13 protein-coding genes are annotated in these 15,984 nt (G+C 71.8%); 5 read left to right on the top strand and 8 right to left on the bottom strand.

Annotation, left to right across the window (positions count from 1 at the left end):
* The 3 genes from AB0J69_RS59265 to AB0J69_RS59255 form a co-directional block, all read left to right on the top strand.
* On the top strand, window positions 1-559 hold a 559-nt coding region (locus AB0J69_RS59265; RefSeq protein WP_364137665.1), incomplete at its 5' end, for an alpha/beta hydrolase fold domain-containing protein.
* A 10-nt stretch (window positions 560-569) separates the two neighbouring features.
* Window positions 570-806 (top strand): hypothetical protein, encoded by a 237-nt coding sequence (locus AB0J69_RS59260; RefSeq protein WP_364137664.1) that lies wholly within the window; start codon window positions 570-572, stop codon window positions 804-806.
* A 102-nt stretch (window positions 807-908) separates the two neighbouring features.
* The gene (locus AB0J69_RS59255) at window positions 909-3,248 is read left to right on the top strand and encodes an ExeM/NucH family extracellular endonuclease (RefSeq protein ID WP_364137662.1); all 2,340 of its coding nucleotides are present in this window, start codon (window positions 909-911) and stop codon (window positions 3,246-3,248) included.
* An 87-nt stretch (window positions 3,249-3,335) separates the two neighbouring features.
* Here the strand turns inward: AB0J69_RS59255 and AB0J69_RS59250 are convergent, their stop codons facing one another.
* The gene (locus AB0J69_RS59250) at window positions 3,336-3,629 is read right to left on the bottom strand and encodes a hypothetical protein (RefSeq protein WP_364137660.1); all 294 of its coding nucleotides are present in this window, start codon (window positions 3,627-3,629) and stop codon (window positions 3,336-3,338) included.
* A 389-nt stretch (window positions 3,630-4,018) separates the two neighbouring features.
* On the opposite strand from AB0J69_RS59250, the gene AB0J69_RS59245 reads away from it, so the two are divergent.
* A complete protein-coding gene (locus AB0J69_RS59245; RefSeq protein WP_364137658.1) occupies window positions 4,019-4,156 on the top strand; it encodes a hypothetical protein in 138 nt (45 codons plus the stop codon).
* A gap of 17 nt (window positions 4,157-4,173) precedes the next feature.
* Here AB0J69_RS59245 and AB0J69_RS59240 read toward each other — a convergent pair whose 3' ends face one another.
* The 7 genes from AB0J69_RS59240 to AB0J69_RS59210 form a co-directional block, all read right to left on the bottom strand.
* Window positions 4,174-4,977 carry a carbohydrate ABC transporter permease gene (locus tag AB0J69_RS59240; RefSeq protein WP_364137656.1) on the bottom strand — a complete coding sequence of 268 codons (804 nt, stop codon included), beginning with the start codon at window positions 4,975-4,977 and terminating at the stop codon, window positions 4,174-4,176.
* On the bottom strand, window positions 4,974-5,942 hold the full coding sequence (locus AB0J69_RS59235) for a sugar ABC transporter permease (RefSeq protein ID WP_364137654.1): 969 nt from the start codon (window positions 5,940-5,942) through the stop codon (window positions 4,974-4,976). The genes AB0J69_RS59240 and AB0J69_RS59235 overlap by 4 nt, the downstream gene beginning before the upstream one ends.
* A complete protein-coding gene (locus tag AB0J69_RS59230) occupies window positions 5,939-7,312 on the bottom strand; it encodes an extracellular solute-binding protein (protein WP_364137652.1) in 1,374 nt (457 codons plus the stop codon). The genes AB0J69_RS59235 and AB0J69_RS59230 overlap by 4 nt, the downstream gene beginning before the upstream one ends.
* A gap of 21 nt (window positions 7,313-7,333) precedes the next feature.
* Entirely contained in the window at window positions 7,334-8,359 is a 1,026-nt protein-coding gene (locus AB0J69_RS59225) for a glycoside hydrolase family 99 protein (protein WP_364137650.1), read from the bottom strand.
* Between the two features lie 98 nt (window positions 8,360-8,457).
* On the bottom strand, window positions 8,458-10,599 hold the full coding sequence (locus AB0J69_RS59220; protein WP_364137648.1) for a substrate-binding domain-containing protein: 2,142 nt from the start codon (window positions 10,597-10,599) through the stop codon (window positions 8,458-8,460).
* Window positions 10,600-10,648: 49 nt separating this feature from the next.
* Complete coding sequence (locus AB0J69_RS59215) at window positions 10,649-12,016, bottom strand: enolase C-terminal domain-like protein (protein WP_364137646.1); 1,368 nt, start codon at window positions 12,014-12,016, stop codon at window positions 10,649-10,651.
* Entirely contained in the window at window positions 12,013-12,864 is an 852-nt protein-coding gene (locus AB0J69_RS59210) for an NAD(P)-dependent oxidoreductase (protein ID WP_364137644.1), read from the bottom strand. Before AB0J69_RS59210 ends, AB0J69_RS59215 begins: the two co-directional genes overlap by 4 nt.
* A gap of 520 nt (window positions 12,865-13,384) precedes the next feature.
* On the opposite strand from AB0J69_RS59210, the gene AB0J69_RS59205 reads away from it, so the two are divergent.
* Window positions 13,385-15,984 (top strand): carbohydrate-binding protein (locus AB0J69_RS59205; protein ID WP_364137642.1); only part of this gene is annotated, 2,600 nt, incomplete at its 3' end.

Genomic DNA, 15,984 nt, shown 5'->3' with positions numbered 1-15,984 from the left:
CAGCGACCCCGGCCCAATGGCGGGGGGGGGCGCCTGCGGGGGGGGCGGCCTCGCCGCGGGTGTCACCCTCTTGGCCCGCGATCGCGGCACACCCGCGATCGCCGCCCAGGTCCTGATCTGCCCGATGCTCGACCACCGCAACACCACCACCTCCAGCCACCAGTACGCCGGCGAACCAGGCGTGTGGACCCGCGAGACCAACGCGTTCGCCTGGAGCGCGGTCCTCGGCGACCGCACCGGCGACCAGGTCCCCGCCTACGTCTCACCCGCCACGGCGGACGACCTGTCCGGCCTGCCCACCACCTACATCGACGCCGGCTCCGCCGAGGTCTTCCGCGACGAGGACGTCGAGTACGCCACCCGCATCTGGGCCGCGGGCGGCCAGGCCGAACTGCATGTCTGGGCCGGGGGCTTCCATGGCTTCGACGCCCTCTTCCCCCACGCCGGCCTGTCGGCCGCCGCCCGCCGGACCCGTACCCAGTGGCTCACCCGCACCCTGGAAGGGCCGCGCGTGCGCTCCTCCTCCGAGAGCGAGCGTGCGGCAACGACGGGATCATGACGGACGTCGCGTGAACGCCACTTCTGCTCGACCGGCGGTGCTCGCCCTCATCGACCTGGTGACCGGCGAGAGGCGTGGCGACAGCCTCGGGACCCTGTACGTCGCCGCCCCGTTCGTCATGATGGTCGTCCTCGCCCTGACCGTGGGCCTGCGTCACAGCCGCATGGCCGATCTCCTGGACGCGCTGCGTCCGCCGAGGGCCCGACGTGACGCTCGGGGCGACCCGCATCGTCCGATGACGACATAGTCGCGACCCCGAGTTGGACACGAATTGTCAATGTTTAAGATTTCATGACTCGTCCATGCCTAATACGGGTTTTTCATTGTTTGTCGGTTTACGCTCCCCGGCATGCATGCTAAGTCCCGGGTTCGGGCGATCATCGTTGCGGCCGGCGTCCTCGTCGGCTCGATCGCCGCCCTGCCCTCACCCTCCGTGGCCGCCGCGGCGCCCGGAACCGTGGTCATCAGCCAGGTCTACGGCGGAGGCGGCAACTCCGGCGCCCCGTTCTCCAATGACTACGTCGAGTTGTTCAACCGCAGCGGCGCCCCCGTGTCGCTGGACGGCTGGTCCGTGCAGTACACCAGCGCCACCGGCACCGGGAACTTCGCCGCCAACAAGGCCGACCTCGCCGGTACCCTGGCGCCGGGGCAGTACCACCTCGTCCAGCTCGCCGCCGGCAGCACGCCCAGCGGCGCGCTGCCCCAGCCCGACAGCGTCGGCTCGATCAACATGAGCGGCACCGCGGGCAAGGTGGCGCTGGTCCGCTCGGCCGAGGGCCTGGCCTGCAACGGCTCCTCCGCTCCCTGCTCCGACGCCCAGCTCGCCCAGCTCGCCGACCTGGTCGGGTACGGTGGCGCGAACTTCTTCGAGGGCTCCGCCGCCCCCGCGCTCACCAACACCACCGGCGGGCTCCGTAAGAGCGGCGGCTGCGCCGACACCGACGACAACGGCGCCGACTTCGAGACCGCGGCCCCCGCGCCGCGGAACAGCGCCACCACCCCGGCCCCGTGCGGCGCCGACCCGTCCCCGACGCCCACCCCCACCCCGACCCCCACCGAGAGCTGCGACACCCCGTCCACGCACCCGATCTCCCAGGTGCAGGGCAGCGGCGAGACCAGCCCCGTGGCCGGCCAGAACGCCCGGGTCGAGGGCATCGTCACCGGCTCCTTCCAGGGCTCCGGCGGGCTCGGCGGCTTCTACCTCCAGGCCGCCCGGCCCGACGCCGACCCGGCGACCTCCGAGGGCCTGTTCGTGTTCTCCTCCTCGCCGGTCAAGGCCGGCGACCGGGTGCTCGTCTCCGGCAAGGTGATCGAGTACAACGGCCTCACCGAGATCTCGCCCGCCACCGCGGTGAACGTCTGCGGCACCGGCGCGATCAGGCCGGCCAAGGTGGACCTGCCGCTCAGGAAGGACGGGGTCACCTTCGAGCGCTACGAGGGCATGCTCGTCACCTTCGACGACGACCTCGCCGTCTCCGAGACCTACAACCTGGCCCGGTACGGCGAGATCACCCTCGCCGAGGACGAGCGGCTGTGGCAGCCGACCGACCGCAAGGGCGTGGACACCGAGAAGGACGCACGACGCAAGATCCTGCTCGACGACGGCTCGACCGCGCAGAACCCGCCCACGCTGCCGTACCACACCAAGGGCTCGAACACCGTCCGGATCGGTGACGAGGTGCGGGACCTGACCGGCGTCCTCACGTACGGCTTCGACGTCTACCGCGTCCAGCCGACCCAGCCCGTGGTCTTCCGGGCCGAGAACCCCCGCCCGGCCCAGCCGGCGAAGGTCGGCGGCGACGTCCGGGTGGCCAGCCTCAACACGCTCAACTGGTTCACCACGCTCGGGTCCCGCGGCGCCACCACCGCCGCCGAGCGCGACCGCCAGCTCGCCAAGCTGGTCGCCAACATCACCACGCTCAACCCCGCCGTCGCCGGGCTCATGGAGGTCGAGCGCAACGACGACGTGGCGCTCAACGCCCTGGTCGACGCGCTCAACGCCAAGGCCGGCGCCGGCACGTACAAGGCGATCACGCACCCCAACCCGGGCACCGACCTCATCCAGACCGCGCTGATCTACCAGCCGGCCAAGGTCACCCCGGTCGGCCCGGCGCGCTCCTCCTCCGACCCGATCTTCAACCGGCCGCCGCTGGTGCAGACCTTCGCCAAGGCCGGCCGGCCCGGGAAGACCTTCACCGTCCTGGTGAACCACTTCAAGTCCAAGGGCTGCACCGACGCCGACGGCCCGGCCACCGGTGACGACGCCGACCAGGGTGACGGGCAGAGCTGCTACAACGCCAAGCGCGTCAAGCAGGCCAAGGCCGTGCTGGCGCTGATCGACAGCCTCCGGTTGACGAACGCGCTCGTCGTCGGCGACATCAACGCCTACGGCGAGGAGGACCCGATCCACACCTTCGAGGACGCCGGGCTGGCCAGCCTGAGCAAGAAGTACGTCAAGAAGGAGGACCGCTACAGCTACGTCTTCGACGGCCTGTCCGGCGAGCTCGACCACGTCCTCGCCGACAAGGGCGCGCGCAAGCTGGTGACCGGTGCCACCATCTGGCACGTCAACGCCGACGAGGGCCGGTTCATGGACTACAACACCGAGTACAACCCGCCCTACCTGTACGCGCCCGACGCCTTCCGCTCCTCCGACCACGACCCGCTGCTGGTGGGCCTGCGGCTCTGAGGACGCGCGCCGGCCACGGCGGAGCCCCCTCCGCCGTGGCCGGGCACCGGACGCCGCTCGGCGATGAGGCCGATGGACGGGTGCGCGTCAGAAGTGGATGGCGCGGACCTCTGTCACGGTGAAGTCGTCGATGATGTGCCGGTTCCGCAGCAGGAACCCGACCAGGCCCGCCACCGCCTCCACCCCGTTGGCGGCCGGGGCCTGGCCGGTCAGGAGGAAGACCAGAGGGGTCGACGGCTGGTCGATCGCGAAGTGCCGGCCGTGGCGATGCACGTCGTGCAGGACCTTGATCGGGATCGCCCGGGGCGAGGTGAACCACACGGCGACCTCCCACAGCGGCAGGGCCGGATCGGCATCGGCCGCGGCTTCGTAACATGTCACGCAGCCGTCACCGACATGGCGCCCATGGGGGCAGGTCCATCGGGCGATCTCGGCCTGGGGCTGATGGCGAGTGCTGAGGGTCGTCGACTCGACCACACGGCGGCGGCACCGGACGGGCTCTGCCTTTGATCGCGCGGAGTGCTCGTCGATGATGATCCTTTCGGGGTGTCGCAGAAACTCGTCCGGCGATGAGGTCGGTCAGATGGGGTGCGGGGTCGCTCGTCGGGCGTACGGACAGGGGACGAGGTGGTCGCTCTCGGGTTGCGGCCGGGTCATGCTTGGTCCTGAAGATCGGGCGGGTAGGCACACTTGTGCTCACGGTAGTCCCTGACCCCGCCGACGGCGACCGCGCCACGGCCGGACGGCCCGGCTCGCACGAATGGTGGAGCATGCGAGACGCGAAAGAGCACTATCGCGCCCTCGTGGCGGAGTGGTTCACCGGGCCCGTCTGCCTGACCGGTGAGCGGCTCGACGGCGACTGGCTGAACCGCGGACATCGATGGCTCACCTGGGAGGAGTGGGACTGAGGCACGGCGGCCCGTGCTCAGCCCTTGATCGCCCCTACCAGCCCGTTGATGAAGTACCGCTGCAGGAACAGGAAGAGCGCGATCACCGGCAGCACGATGATCAGCGACGCCGCCATCACCTCGTTGTAGCTCGGCACCTCGCTGGAGATGAGCGCCTCCAGGCCCAGCGGCAACGTGAACTGCGACCGGTCGGAGAGCGACACGCGCGTCAGCACGTACTCGTTCCAGGTCGGTACGGCCGTCAGCACGGCGACGGTGATGTGCGCCGGCTTGGCCAGCGGCAGGTACACCGACCAGTAGATCCGCGCCTCGCCCGCCCCGTCCGACCTGGCGGCCTCGCGCAGCTCGCGGGGGATGGAGGCGTAGCTGCTGGTCAGCAGCAGCACCGTGAGCGGCGCGGTGCCGTTGACGAACGGCAGCACCAGCCCCAGGTGGGTGCCCAGCAGCCCGAGGTTCTTCTCCAGGATCACCACCGGCAGCAGCACCGTGATGCCGGGGACGAACAGCAGCGCCACGAAGAACCAGTACAGGAAGCGGCGGCCGGGGAAGTCCAGCACGGCGAAGGCGTACGAGGCCAGGCTGTAGACCACCAGGACGCCGGCCACGGTCATCGCCGTGACCTGGAGGCTGTTGAGGAAGTAGTCGAGGAAGTGCAGCCGGCTCCACGTGGCGATGAGCGTGTCGAGGGTGGGCTCGCGCGGCAGCAGGTTGCCCTCGAGGATCTCGGCGCGGGTCTTGAAGGCGCCCGACACCATCCACAGGAACGGGTACACGCTGACCAGCGCGTACGCGATCAGCCCGGCGTAGGCGAAACGCTTCACTGGACCCTCCGGAGCAGGCGCGCGTTGGCCAGGGTGAGCAGGACGGCTCCGGCGAAGAGCAGCCAGCCCAGCGCGCTCGCGTGGCCGAGCGACGGTGCCAGGCCCTTCATGAACGACAGCCGGTAGGCCATCAGGCCGAGCACGTCGGTGTGGCCGCCCGGGCCGCCGTTCGTGGCGATCAGGAAGATCTGGAAGCCGTGCAGCGCGTCGCGGACGCCCAGCAGCACGATGGCCACGGTGATCGGCCGCAGCAGCGGCCAGATGATGCGTCGCAGGACGTGCCAGGAGCCGGCGCCGTCGATCTGCGCCGCCTCGACGATGCCGCGGTCGATGGCCTGCAGCCCGCTGAGGTAGAGCAGCGTGGCGACCGGCACGCTCGACCACACCAGGATGACGATCAGCGTCGGCAGCGCGGTGTCCGGATTGCCGAGGAAACCCTCGGGCTGCTGGAGGCTGCCCAGGCCCAGCGAGCCGAGCAGCAGGTTGATCGCGCCGTCGGGCTCCAGCACGTAGCGCCAGGCGTAGTAGACGGCGATGCCGGTGGTCACGTACGGCAGGAAGTACACCGAACGCAGGACGGCGCGCAGCCGGGTGACGGAGTTCAGCATCACCGCGAGCGGCAGGGCGATGGCCACGGTCAGCAGCGGCGTGACGACCATGACCTGCACCGTGTTCCCGGCGGCGCGGCGCAGGTCGGCGGCGAGCGACGGGTCGGCGTGCAGCAGGTCGGCGTAGTTCCCGAGCCCGACCCAGCGCCATTCGGGGGTGAAGCCGTTCCATTTGGCGAAGCTCAGCAGGAAGCCGCTGGCGATCGTGTACGCGCCCATCAGCAGGAACAGGGCGACCGCGGGCGCCACGAAGGCCCACCCGACCAGCCGGCTCCGCCACCGCGCCGCCGCCCGGGCCCGCCCGGGCGGCTGCTCGCGCAGCCGCCCGGGGGGTAGTTCGACGGAGGTCGTGCTCACTGCGTGGACTTCCACATGGACGCCACGACCTTGTCCAGCTCGGCGCCCGCCTGCTGCGGGCTCAGCTCCTTCAGCGGCGTGAGCCGTACGGTCAGGTCACCGGGCTTGACCTGGTCCCAGTCGGAGGGGAAGAAGCTGTCGTCGGCCGCCTCGTACGCGCTCTCCGGCGGCCCGGAGAAGTGCTTCTGCAGCGCGGCCAGGTCCTTCCCGAGCAGCGCCTCGGCCTGCGTGCCGAGGTCGGTGGCGGGCAGGTCGAGCGACTCCTTGGCCACCATGCCCGCGCCCTCGGGCGAGGTCACCCAGTCGATCCACTTGACGGCGGCCTCGCGGTTTTTCGTCGTGGCCGTGACGCCGAGCCCGGTCAGGGCGAGCGGCGCCATCGAGATCTGCTTGTGCGTGCCCTCGGCCGTCGGCGGGACGGGGAAGGCCAGCACCTTGTCGGGGCTGAGCCCGTTCTGGGCGAGGAAGGCCAGCGTGAACGTGCCGCCCACGGCGAAGGCCGACTTGCCCTGCGCGAAGGCGATGTCGGCCTCGTCGATGCCGAGGGTGGTGGTGCCGGGCATCCAGTACGGCGTCAGCCTGGCGTACGCCTCCAGCGTCCGGACACCGTTCGGCGACGCGAACCCCTGCGTGGTGTCCTTGCCGAACAGGGCGTGGAACCGTTCCTTGCCGAGGTGGGCGAAGGCGAGCGGCTGGTAGATCCAGTTGAAGCCGGTCTGGGAGACCTTCAGCCCCAGCGACAGCCCGCCCTGCCCCTTGGCGGTGGTGGTCTCCAGCGCCTTCAGGAACTCCTCCCACGACGCCGGCGGGGTGCCGGGATCGAGCCCCGCGGCCCGGAGCTTGTCCTTGTTGGCGTAGACGATGCCGAACGCGCCCGCGGTGAACGGCACGCTGAAGCGCTGCCCGGCCTTGCCGCTCTTGATCGGCGAGTCGGCGGCCACCGCGTCGATCTTCTTCTGGGTGAGCACGCCGCTCTCCCGCGTGGAGGGCAGCAGGCGCTGCTTCCAGGCGTCGGTGACGTCCGTGGCGAGGTCCTGCAGCAGGCCCGACGCGCCCATCTCGAAGTCCTCGCCGGAGGAGTGCACCTCCAGCACGTCCGGCAGGCCGTCGGTCTGCGCGGCGCTCTGGACCTTGCTGACGAACACGTCGTCGGGGGTGATCGCCTCGACCGTGACGCGGATGCCCGTCTTGGCGGTGAACTGCGCCGCCGCCTTGTTCAGGGCGTCGGCGTGCGACTTCTTGAACGTCCACATCCGCAACGACTGCCCGGCCGGCTCCTGCCCGCCGCCGTTCCCTCCGCCCGAGCACGCGGCGAGTCCCATCGTGAGCGCCACGGCCAGGCCGAGCGCACGCTTGCGCACCGTTGTCATCGGTCTTTCCTTTCCGTACGGCTAGCGCACGCTCTCGAACTTCTGGACCCAGTACCGCGTGCGATCCAGGTACGCCGTCTCCGCGGCCCTGCCCTGCTTGCCGTAGGCGCCCTGGAAGGTCTGGTAGCCGTGGCCGGCGGGCGGTGTGCCGTCGGCCGGCTCGATGACCGAGCCCTCGTGCCACTCGTTGAACGAGGTGACCGACACCCAGGTCGGCGAGCCGCCGATGGCCGGGTCGAGGGCGTTGGTCCACTGCCGGTCGTAGGCGGCGCCGTTGTCGCGGGCGATCGTCGGCGTGGTGTTGCCGGGCACGGCACGGTCGTCGATGTAGCCGGGGGCGACCGAGGGCGCCCAGATCAGCCCGTTCGCCCTGGCGTAGTCGCCGGCCTGCTTCCACCCGGGCGCGGTGGCCCCGGCGATGCCGTCGTAGGTGTACATGCCGCTGAAGTGGGCGATCTTCGTGGTGTCGGTGGTCTGGGCGAGGATGACGTTGTCCGCGTTGACCCCGTCGAGCGCGGACCAGTCGGCGATCTGCAGGCTCCAGAAGACGTAGAAGACGTTGTCGAAGGCGGGGTGCGAGCCGTATGTCCGGTGCAGGTAGCGGATGTCCTCGACGGTGGAGGCGGCCGTGCGGCCCTCGTACGGCTCCAGGTGCCAGGCGACCTTGATGCCCTTCTCGGCCGCGGCGTCCATGACCCGCGCGGCCAGGCCGTCCTCGTAGCTGCCCTGGCCCCACCAGCTGTAGACGATCACCCCGGCGCCGGTCCGGCCGATCCACTTCATGTGCCGGGCCAGGACCCCGGCGTCGCCGGAGTCGTACGCGCCCAGGGTGGGGTAGAGGTCGGCGCCGACGTCGTCGGGCGGGGTGTGGCCGCCCTGAGGCCAGTGGCGCCACTCGCCGCTCGCGGCGGGCGTGCCGTACCAGGGGTAATAGAACAGGTGCACGTTCGGCGACAGCTTCGCCGCGCCGGCCGGCGTCACCTGGGGGAGCCAGGCCAGGGCCGTCAGGAGGAGGACGAGAGCGAGGTTCCGACGTTTTGCGATCATGGCGTCCTTTCGGGGGGTGAAGGAAGCTGCCGGGGCGCGCAAATCGTTAAGATGCCTCCGAAATCTACACGTAACGCATGCGGTGTCAAGAGTTCGCCTCAGGCGGATTGACGGCGTACGAGGCGGGCGGGCACGACGAGCTCGGTGGACGGCTCGTCGATGGCGCCGCGCAGCCGTTCGAGCAGCCGCACGGCCGTGGCCTGGCCTATCTCGCGGGCCGGGTTGGCCATGGTGGTCAGGCCGGGGGAGACCATGCCGGCGGCCTCGATGTCGTCGAAGCCCATCACGGCCAGGTCTCCCGGGACGCGCAGGCCGCGCTGCGCCGCCACGTCCAGGGCCCCGATCGCCATGACGTCGTTCGCGCACAGGACGGCGTCGGGCGGCTCCGGCAGCTCCAGCAGCCGCGCCACCCCCTCCGCGCCGCCCGCGCGGCTGAACTCGGTGTGCGTCACGAGGGCACGGTCGGCCGGCACCCCGGCGTCGGCGAGGGCCGCGCGGTAACCGGCGACGCGTTCGGCCGCCGGGCCCTCGGCCGCCGGGCCGCACACGAACGCGATCCTGCGGTAGCCGCGGCCGAGCAGGTGACGCGTGGCCTCGGCGGCGCCGCCCTCGTCGTCGCTGTGCACCAGGTCCACGCCCCGCTGGACCAGCCGGCCGCCGAGCCGCACCACCGGGATGCCGGCCTCGATGACCGGCAGCAGGTCCTCGGCGTGGGTGTGGAACACGGCGAAGGCCAGCCCGTCGACCTGGCGGGCGATCATCTGCTCGATCGCGGCCCGCTCGACCCGCCGCACGCCGTCGGTGTTGCTGATGATCTGGTCGTAACCGGCCGGGCCGAGCACGTCCTGCAGGCCGCGGGCCAGCGCCGGGTAGAACGGGTTGGTGATGTCGGGGATGATCAGCCCGATGGTCTGGCTGCGGCTCGTCCGCAGGCCGCGGGCCAGCACGTTGGGCCGGTAGCCGAGCTCCTCGATGGCCTGCAGCACCCGCCGCCGCGTCTCCTCGGCCACGGGGCGGCGGCCGTTCAGCGTGTGGGACACGGTCGTCGCGCTCACCCCGGCCAGGTCGGCGACCCGCCTGATGCTCGGCCGCTCACCCCGGACGGCCCGCGGCTGCTCGTCGAGGACCGGCGGCGCCTGGTACACCGCCGCCCCACGGCCGTGGAGCGGGCCCTCGTCCGGGCCGTGACCTGGGGGAGAGCCTTCGAATGGGCCGTGGCCCTGGGGAAGGCCCTCACCCTCCGACGGGCCGCGACCTGGGGGAAAGCTCCCGGACGCGCCGCGACCGTGGAGGAAGCCCTCGAACGCGCCGCCCAGGACGGCGTACGCCTCCTCCAGCGTGCGCACGCCGCGCGCGACGGCCTCGGCGGGCGGCACCCGGTCGGCCGCCTCCAGCAGGATCGACTCCCACACCTGCCGCAGCGGCCCGAGCGCCGCCGCGGCCAGGATCCGCGGCCTCAGACCGCCCGCCTCCTCCGCCACGGCACCCGCCGACGGCCCCGCTGCCGACCTCGCCGGGGGGCCGGCCGGCGACCTCGCGGGCAGTCTCTCCGGTGGCCGCACCGGTGATTCCACCGGCAGTCCCTCCGGCGGTCCCGCCGGCCTCACCGGCAGCCCCGCCGGCAGCCCCGCCGGGGGCCCCGCCTGTGGCTCCACCGGTGATCCCACTGGCGGCCCTGCTGGTGGTCCCGCTGGTGGCGCCTCCGGTGACGCCACAGGTGGCCTAGCCGCGACTCCCTTCGGTGGTCCCGCCAGCGACTCGGCCAGCGACTCCGCCAGGGCGCGCTCGCGTGCCGCGAACAGCTCGCGGCCGTAGGCGCGCAGGGTTTCGCTGTCGCGGTAGACCCGCCCGAAGACGGCCAGGTCACCGACCGGCTCGGCGCGCAGCAGGCCGCTCAGCGCGACCGTCACCCACGCGCCCGCCCGGCCGCCCGGAGCCCACGTGCCGGTCTCCCGGCCGCCCGATACCCCCGCGCCCGCCTCCCGGCCGATCGGTAGGTGGCGGACCGCTTCGGCGGGGTCGGCTGACAGCAGCGGCTCGTGCTCGTAGAACAGCTGCTCCTTGACGGGAAAGTAGTTGAAGACCGTCTTCGCCGACACGTCCGCCGCCTCGGCGACCTCGTTGACCGTCACCGCGTCGAACCCCCGCAGCGCGAACAGGCGCAGCGCGGCGTCCGCGATGGCGCGCCGGGTCTCGGCCTTCTTCCGCTCGCGTCGGGCCGGGTGTTGCTCGGTCGGCATGCGGAGATATTACATTGGCATAATCCTTTCAGTCACTAAAAGTTTACGGTCAGGGTGCCTCCAGCCCTCCGTCGGGCCTGCGGACCCGGGCGGCCCAGCGCTCGTGCAGGTGGGTGACCGGCGGGTGCCGGGCCGCCACCTTCTCGTCCAGGTCGACGCCCCAGCCGGGGGTGTCATGGGGATAGAGGTACCCCTGCCGCGGGTTGATCGTCCCGGGGAACGTCTCCAGGACCGCGTCGGGGTAGACGTGCCCCTCCTGGATCTGGAACGCCGCCGTGGTCACGTCGAGCGCGAGGTTGGCCGCCGCCCCGACGGGGGAGACGTCGGCGGGCGCGTGCCAGGCCGTGCCCACCCCCGTCAGCTCGCACATCGCCACCAGCTTGCGCGCCGGGGTGAGGCCGCCGATCGAGGAGACGTGCAGCCGCAGCAGGTCCACGCCGCCCTGACTGACCAGCCGGGCCGCGTCGGTGACGGAGCCGAGCTGCTCGCCCGCCGCGATCGGCATCGGCGCCGCCTGGCGTACCTCGGGGAGGCGGTCGTAGAACTCCGGCGCGATGGGGTCCTCCAGGAAGAACAGCCGGTACGGCTCCAGCGCCCGCGCCAGCCCGATCGCCTGCTTGGGGGTGAGCCTGGAGTGCACGTCGTGCATGAGACCCGGCTCGTCCCCGAGCTCCTGGCGGGCGCGCTCGAACAGGGCGGGGGTCTCGCGCAGGTACCGCTGGACCTCCCACCCGTCGGGGTACGGCTGCCCCGGGTAACCGCTCGCCGTGCCCGGAGCGCCGTAGTGGCCCAGCCCGGGCGCCCCGGTCTGGAGCCGGACATGGCGGTAGCCCGCCGCCAGGATCGCGCGGGCCTGGTCGAGGGTCTCCGCCACCGTGGCCCCGCCCGCGTGCAGGTAGGTGTCGGCCGCGGCGCGGACCCGGCCGCCGAGCAGCTCGTACACCGGCATGTCCGCGCGCTTGCCGGCGATGTCCCAGAGCGCCATGTCCACGCCGGACAGCGCGTTGTTCAGCACGGGCCCGTTCCGCCAGTACGACGACAGGTGGATCATCCGGGTGATGTCCTCGATGTCGGCCGGGTGGCGGCCCACGAGCATCGGCGCCACGTGTTCCTCGACGGTGGCGGCCACGGCGTGGAACCGCTGCGTGAACGTGGCGCAGCCCAGGCCGTACAGGCCAGGCTCGCTCGTCTCGACCTTCACCACGACCAGCGGCGGGCCCTCCGGCGCGGTGACGATGGCCCGCACCCGCGTGATGCGCAGGCCGTCACGGGCGGGCCAGGGCGCCCGCATCTCCGCCATCGGGGCGGTCGCGGCGGCCCCCGCCTCGCGGCCGGTCGCGGCACGTGCCTCCGGGCCGGTCGCGGAGGTGCCCGCCTCGGAACGGGTCATGGCGGCGCGTGCCTCCGGGGTCGTCATGGCAGCACGTGCCGCGCGGTGAAGCCCAGCACCCGTTCGGCGGCGCGCAGGTCGACCGGCACGGCACGGTCGCGCAGCGGGGCCCGCCGCTCGCTGTCGGGATGGAACACGGCCAGCAACTCCTCGGTCGGCTCGGACATCAGCGTGTTGGGCGCGGCGACGGTGACCACGTGGTGGCCCTCGATCGGGCGCGTGACGGCCAGCCACGCCGCCCGCGCGGCGTCGCGGACGTCCAGGTAGCTCCACAACTCCCTGGCGCCGGCGGCCCGGTCGACGGCCCACTCCTCCGCCGTGTGCTGCAGCTTGTCCTCCGGCCCGCCCAGCCGGGGGAAGCGCAGCGCGACGGTGGTCATGCCGTGCCGGCGGCTCATCATCGCCGCGGTGAGCTCGTCGGCCTGTTTGGACAGCCCGTACGGGTCCTCGACCTGCAGCGGGATCTCCTCGTCGACGGGCACGTACGCGGGGTGCAACGTCCCGCCGGCCCAGGCCAACCCGAGGGCCGACATGCTGCTGGCGATGGCGGCGCGCCGCACCCCCGCCCGGCCGGCCTCCTCCAGCACCACGAACGTGGCCCGGGTGTTGCCGCAGAACACCTCCTCCGGGGTGCCCAGCGCGGGAGCCGGGAGGGCGGCGAGATGGATCACGGCCGCCACTCCGTCCAGCGCCCGCCGCACGGTCTCCGGATCGCCGGCGCTGCCTGCCACCATGCGGTCGAGCGGCAGGTCACCGGGGTCGCGCAGGTCCAGCCCGGTCACCGCCACCTGTTGGCGGGCGAGGAGGTCGAGGGTGGCCCGGCCGACGCTTCCGGCCGCCCCCGTCACCAGCACCCGTCGCGGAAAGTCGGTCATGTACTCCCCATGTGCAAATCGATTTGTGAAGGAAGCATGCATGGGGAAGGGAAGAGGTGTCAAGGTGCGTACAGCGACTGTAAGTTTCGCGCGCCGGAAGAGGCGGGGTCCGCCCGCGGGGTCGGCCCGGGGCCCGCCCGCCTGGCCCGATGGGAAGGCACCCCATGCGGCGGCCCCGTGGTCGGCGGTAGGGAGTCGCCGCAACTCTCCGCCGGTGCCAGGCGGGCGTGAGTCTGGATTAAATGCCGCCCTCCCCGGAGACGCAAGGGCCGGGATCGTTCCATGGAGGAAATTGCGCGAAACGATCGATATTTTGCGGATCTTCGTCGGTTCTCGCCGTTCACCCACTGAAGTAAAGACGCCTTGACAGCCACATTACGGCGCGGTAAGCATCTCCTTGAGTGCCCGAAACGTCCCCAAAACGTCAAGCGCAACCTGGAGCAGCACCCTCCAGCCCTCACAGCAAAGCGCGGTCGGCGCGCGCCTTGCCTGACGTCCCCCCGGTCAGGAAAGGAAGCCCATGTCTGCGTGGTCGAGGCTGCTCGTCGCGGCGTCGCTGGTGTTCACCGGCGCCGCGGCGATCGACATCCCACCCGGCGACTACCAGCACGTCCAGCTCGCCCTCGGGCCGTCCGAACTGGGCGAGCCCATGTCGCTCGCCGTCCTGCCCGACAGGTCGGTGCTGCACACCGCCCGCGACGGCACGATCCGCCACACGGACGCCTCCGGCGCGACGAAGGTGGCGGGCAAGCTCGATGTCTACACCCACGACGAGGAGGGGCTGCAGGGCATCGCCGTCGATCCCGGCTTCGCCGCGAACCGCTTCGTCTACCTCTACTACTCGCCCAAGCTGAGCACCCCGGCCGGCGACGCCCCCGTGACCGGCACGGCGGCCGACTTCGCGCCCTGGAAGGGCCACCTGAACCTGTCGCGCTTCACCCTCAGGCCCGACAACACCCTCGACCTGGCCGGCGAGAAGGTCGTGCTGGAGGTGCCCAACGACCGCGGCCAGTGCTGCCACGTGGGCGGCGACATCGACTTCGACGCCGCGGGCAACCTGTACCTGACCACCGGCGACGACACCAACCCCTTCGAGTCCAGCGGCTTCTCCCCGCTCGACGAGCGCACCGACCGCAACCCGCAGTTCGACGCGCAGCGCTCCTCCGGCAACACCAACGACCTGCGCGGCAAGCTGCTACGCATCAAGCCGCAGCCCGACGGCACCTACACCGTCCCGGCGGGCAACCTCTTCCCGCCCGGCACGGCGGGGACCCGGCCCGAGATCTACGCCATGGGCTTCCGCAATCCCTTCCGCATGTCGGTCGACCGGCAGACGGGCACGGTCTACCTGGGCGACTACGGTCCGGACGCGGGCACCGCCGACCCCGGCCGGGGGCCCGGCGGCCAGGTGGAGTTCGACCGCGTCACCGCCCCGGGCAACTACGGCTGGCCGTACTGCACCGGCACCAACACCGCCGCCGAGACCTACAACGAGTACACCTTCCCCAGCGGCCCCTCCGGCGCCAGGTACGACTGCGCGGGCGGCCCGGTGAACAACTCCTTCCGCAACACCGGCCTCGCCCGGCTGCCCGCCGCGAAGCCGAGCTGGATCAAGTACGGCGACGCCGGCTCGCCCCCGGAGTTCGGCGGCGGCTCGGAGTCGCCCATGGGCGGCGACGTCTACCGCTACGACGCCGGCTCCTCCTCGACGGTCAAGTTCCCGCAGTCGCTCGACGGCCGCTACTTCGCCGCGGAGTTCGGCCGCCAGTGGATCAAGGCGATCGAGGTCGAGAGCGACGGCACGCCCGGCGAGATCGAGGACTTCCCGTGGGACGGCACGCAGATCATCGACTCGGAGTTCGGCCCCGACGGCGCCCTCTACGTCCTCGACTACGGCACGGGCGGCGGTAACCAGGCGCTGTACCGGATCGAGTACCTCGGCGGCGCCGACCGCAACCCCGTCGCCAAGGCCGCCGCCGACAGGACCTCCGGCAGGGCGCCGCTGACCGTGGCCTTCTCCTCGGCCGGCAGCTCCGACCCCGAGGGCGGCGCGCTCGCGTACACGTGGGACTTCGGCGACGGCACCACCTCCACGCAGGCCAATCCGACCCACACCTACACCGCCGAGGGCACGTTCCGGCCGACCCTGACCGTACGCGACCCGCAGGGCCTGACCGGGACCGCCAGCCTGGTGATCACCGTCGGCAACACCGCGCCCACCGTGACGCTCAACACCCCCGTCGACGGTCAGATCTTCACCTACGGGCAGGCCGTGCCGTTCAGGGTCACCGTCACCGACCCCGAGGACGGCACCGTGGCCTGCACGGCCGTCAAGGTGACGTACCTGGTGGGCCATGACAGTCACACCCACGCCATCACCTCGAAGAACGGCTGCGAGGGGTCGATCACCATCCCGCCCGACGGCGAGCACGACGCGGCGGCCAACCTCTACGGCGTCTTCGACGCCGAGTACACCGACAAGGGCGGGCTGACCGGCCACAGCGTACGCACCCTGCAACCGGCGCACCGCCAGGCCGAGCACTTCGGCGCCCAGCAGGGCATCCAGATCGCCAATCACGGCGGGGCGGAGGGCGGCGCGACCGTGGGCTTCACCGACAACGGCGACTGGATCTCCTTCGAGCCCTACCTCCTGGCGGGAGTCACCAGGCTGACCGCGCGGGTCTCCTCCGGCGGCCCCGGCGGGACGATCGAGGTGCGGGCCGGCTCCGCGACCGGGACCCTGCTGGGCACGCTCGCGGTGCCGAGCACGGGCGGCTGGGACACCTTCACCGACGTCTCGGCCGGCCTGGGCAACGCCCCCGGCGGCACGACCGAGCTGTTCCTGGTCTTCAAGGGCGTGTCGGGGCAGGGCAACCTGTTCGACGTGGACGCCTTCACCTTCGCCACCGGGACGGCGCCCGGCACGACGGCCGAGGGGGAGTCGTACACCTCGGGTTCGGGGGTGCAGGTGGCCATGCACGCGCCGGCCAGCGGTGGCCGGACGCTGGGTTACGTGGACAACGGTGACTGGGCGGGTTATTCGAGCGTTGACACGGGTGGGGCGAGGACGTTCTCGGCGCGGGTCTCGTCCGGTGGGGTGGGCGGGACGATCCAGGTGCG

Origin of the sequence: Nonomuraea sp. NPDC049709, assembly GCF_040674815.1 — a bacterium.
Taxonomy (GTDB): Bacteria; Actinomycetota; Actinomycetes; order Streptosporangiales; family Streptosporangiaceae; genus Nonomuraea.
This window is presented reverse-complemented; position numbering and strand designations above follow the sequence as displayed.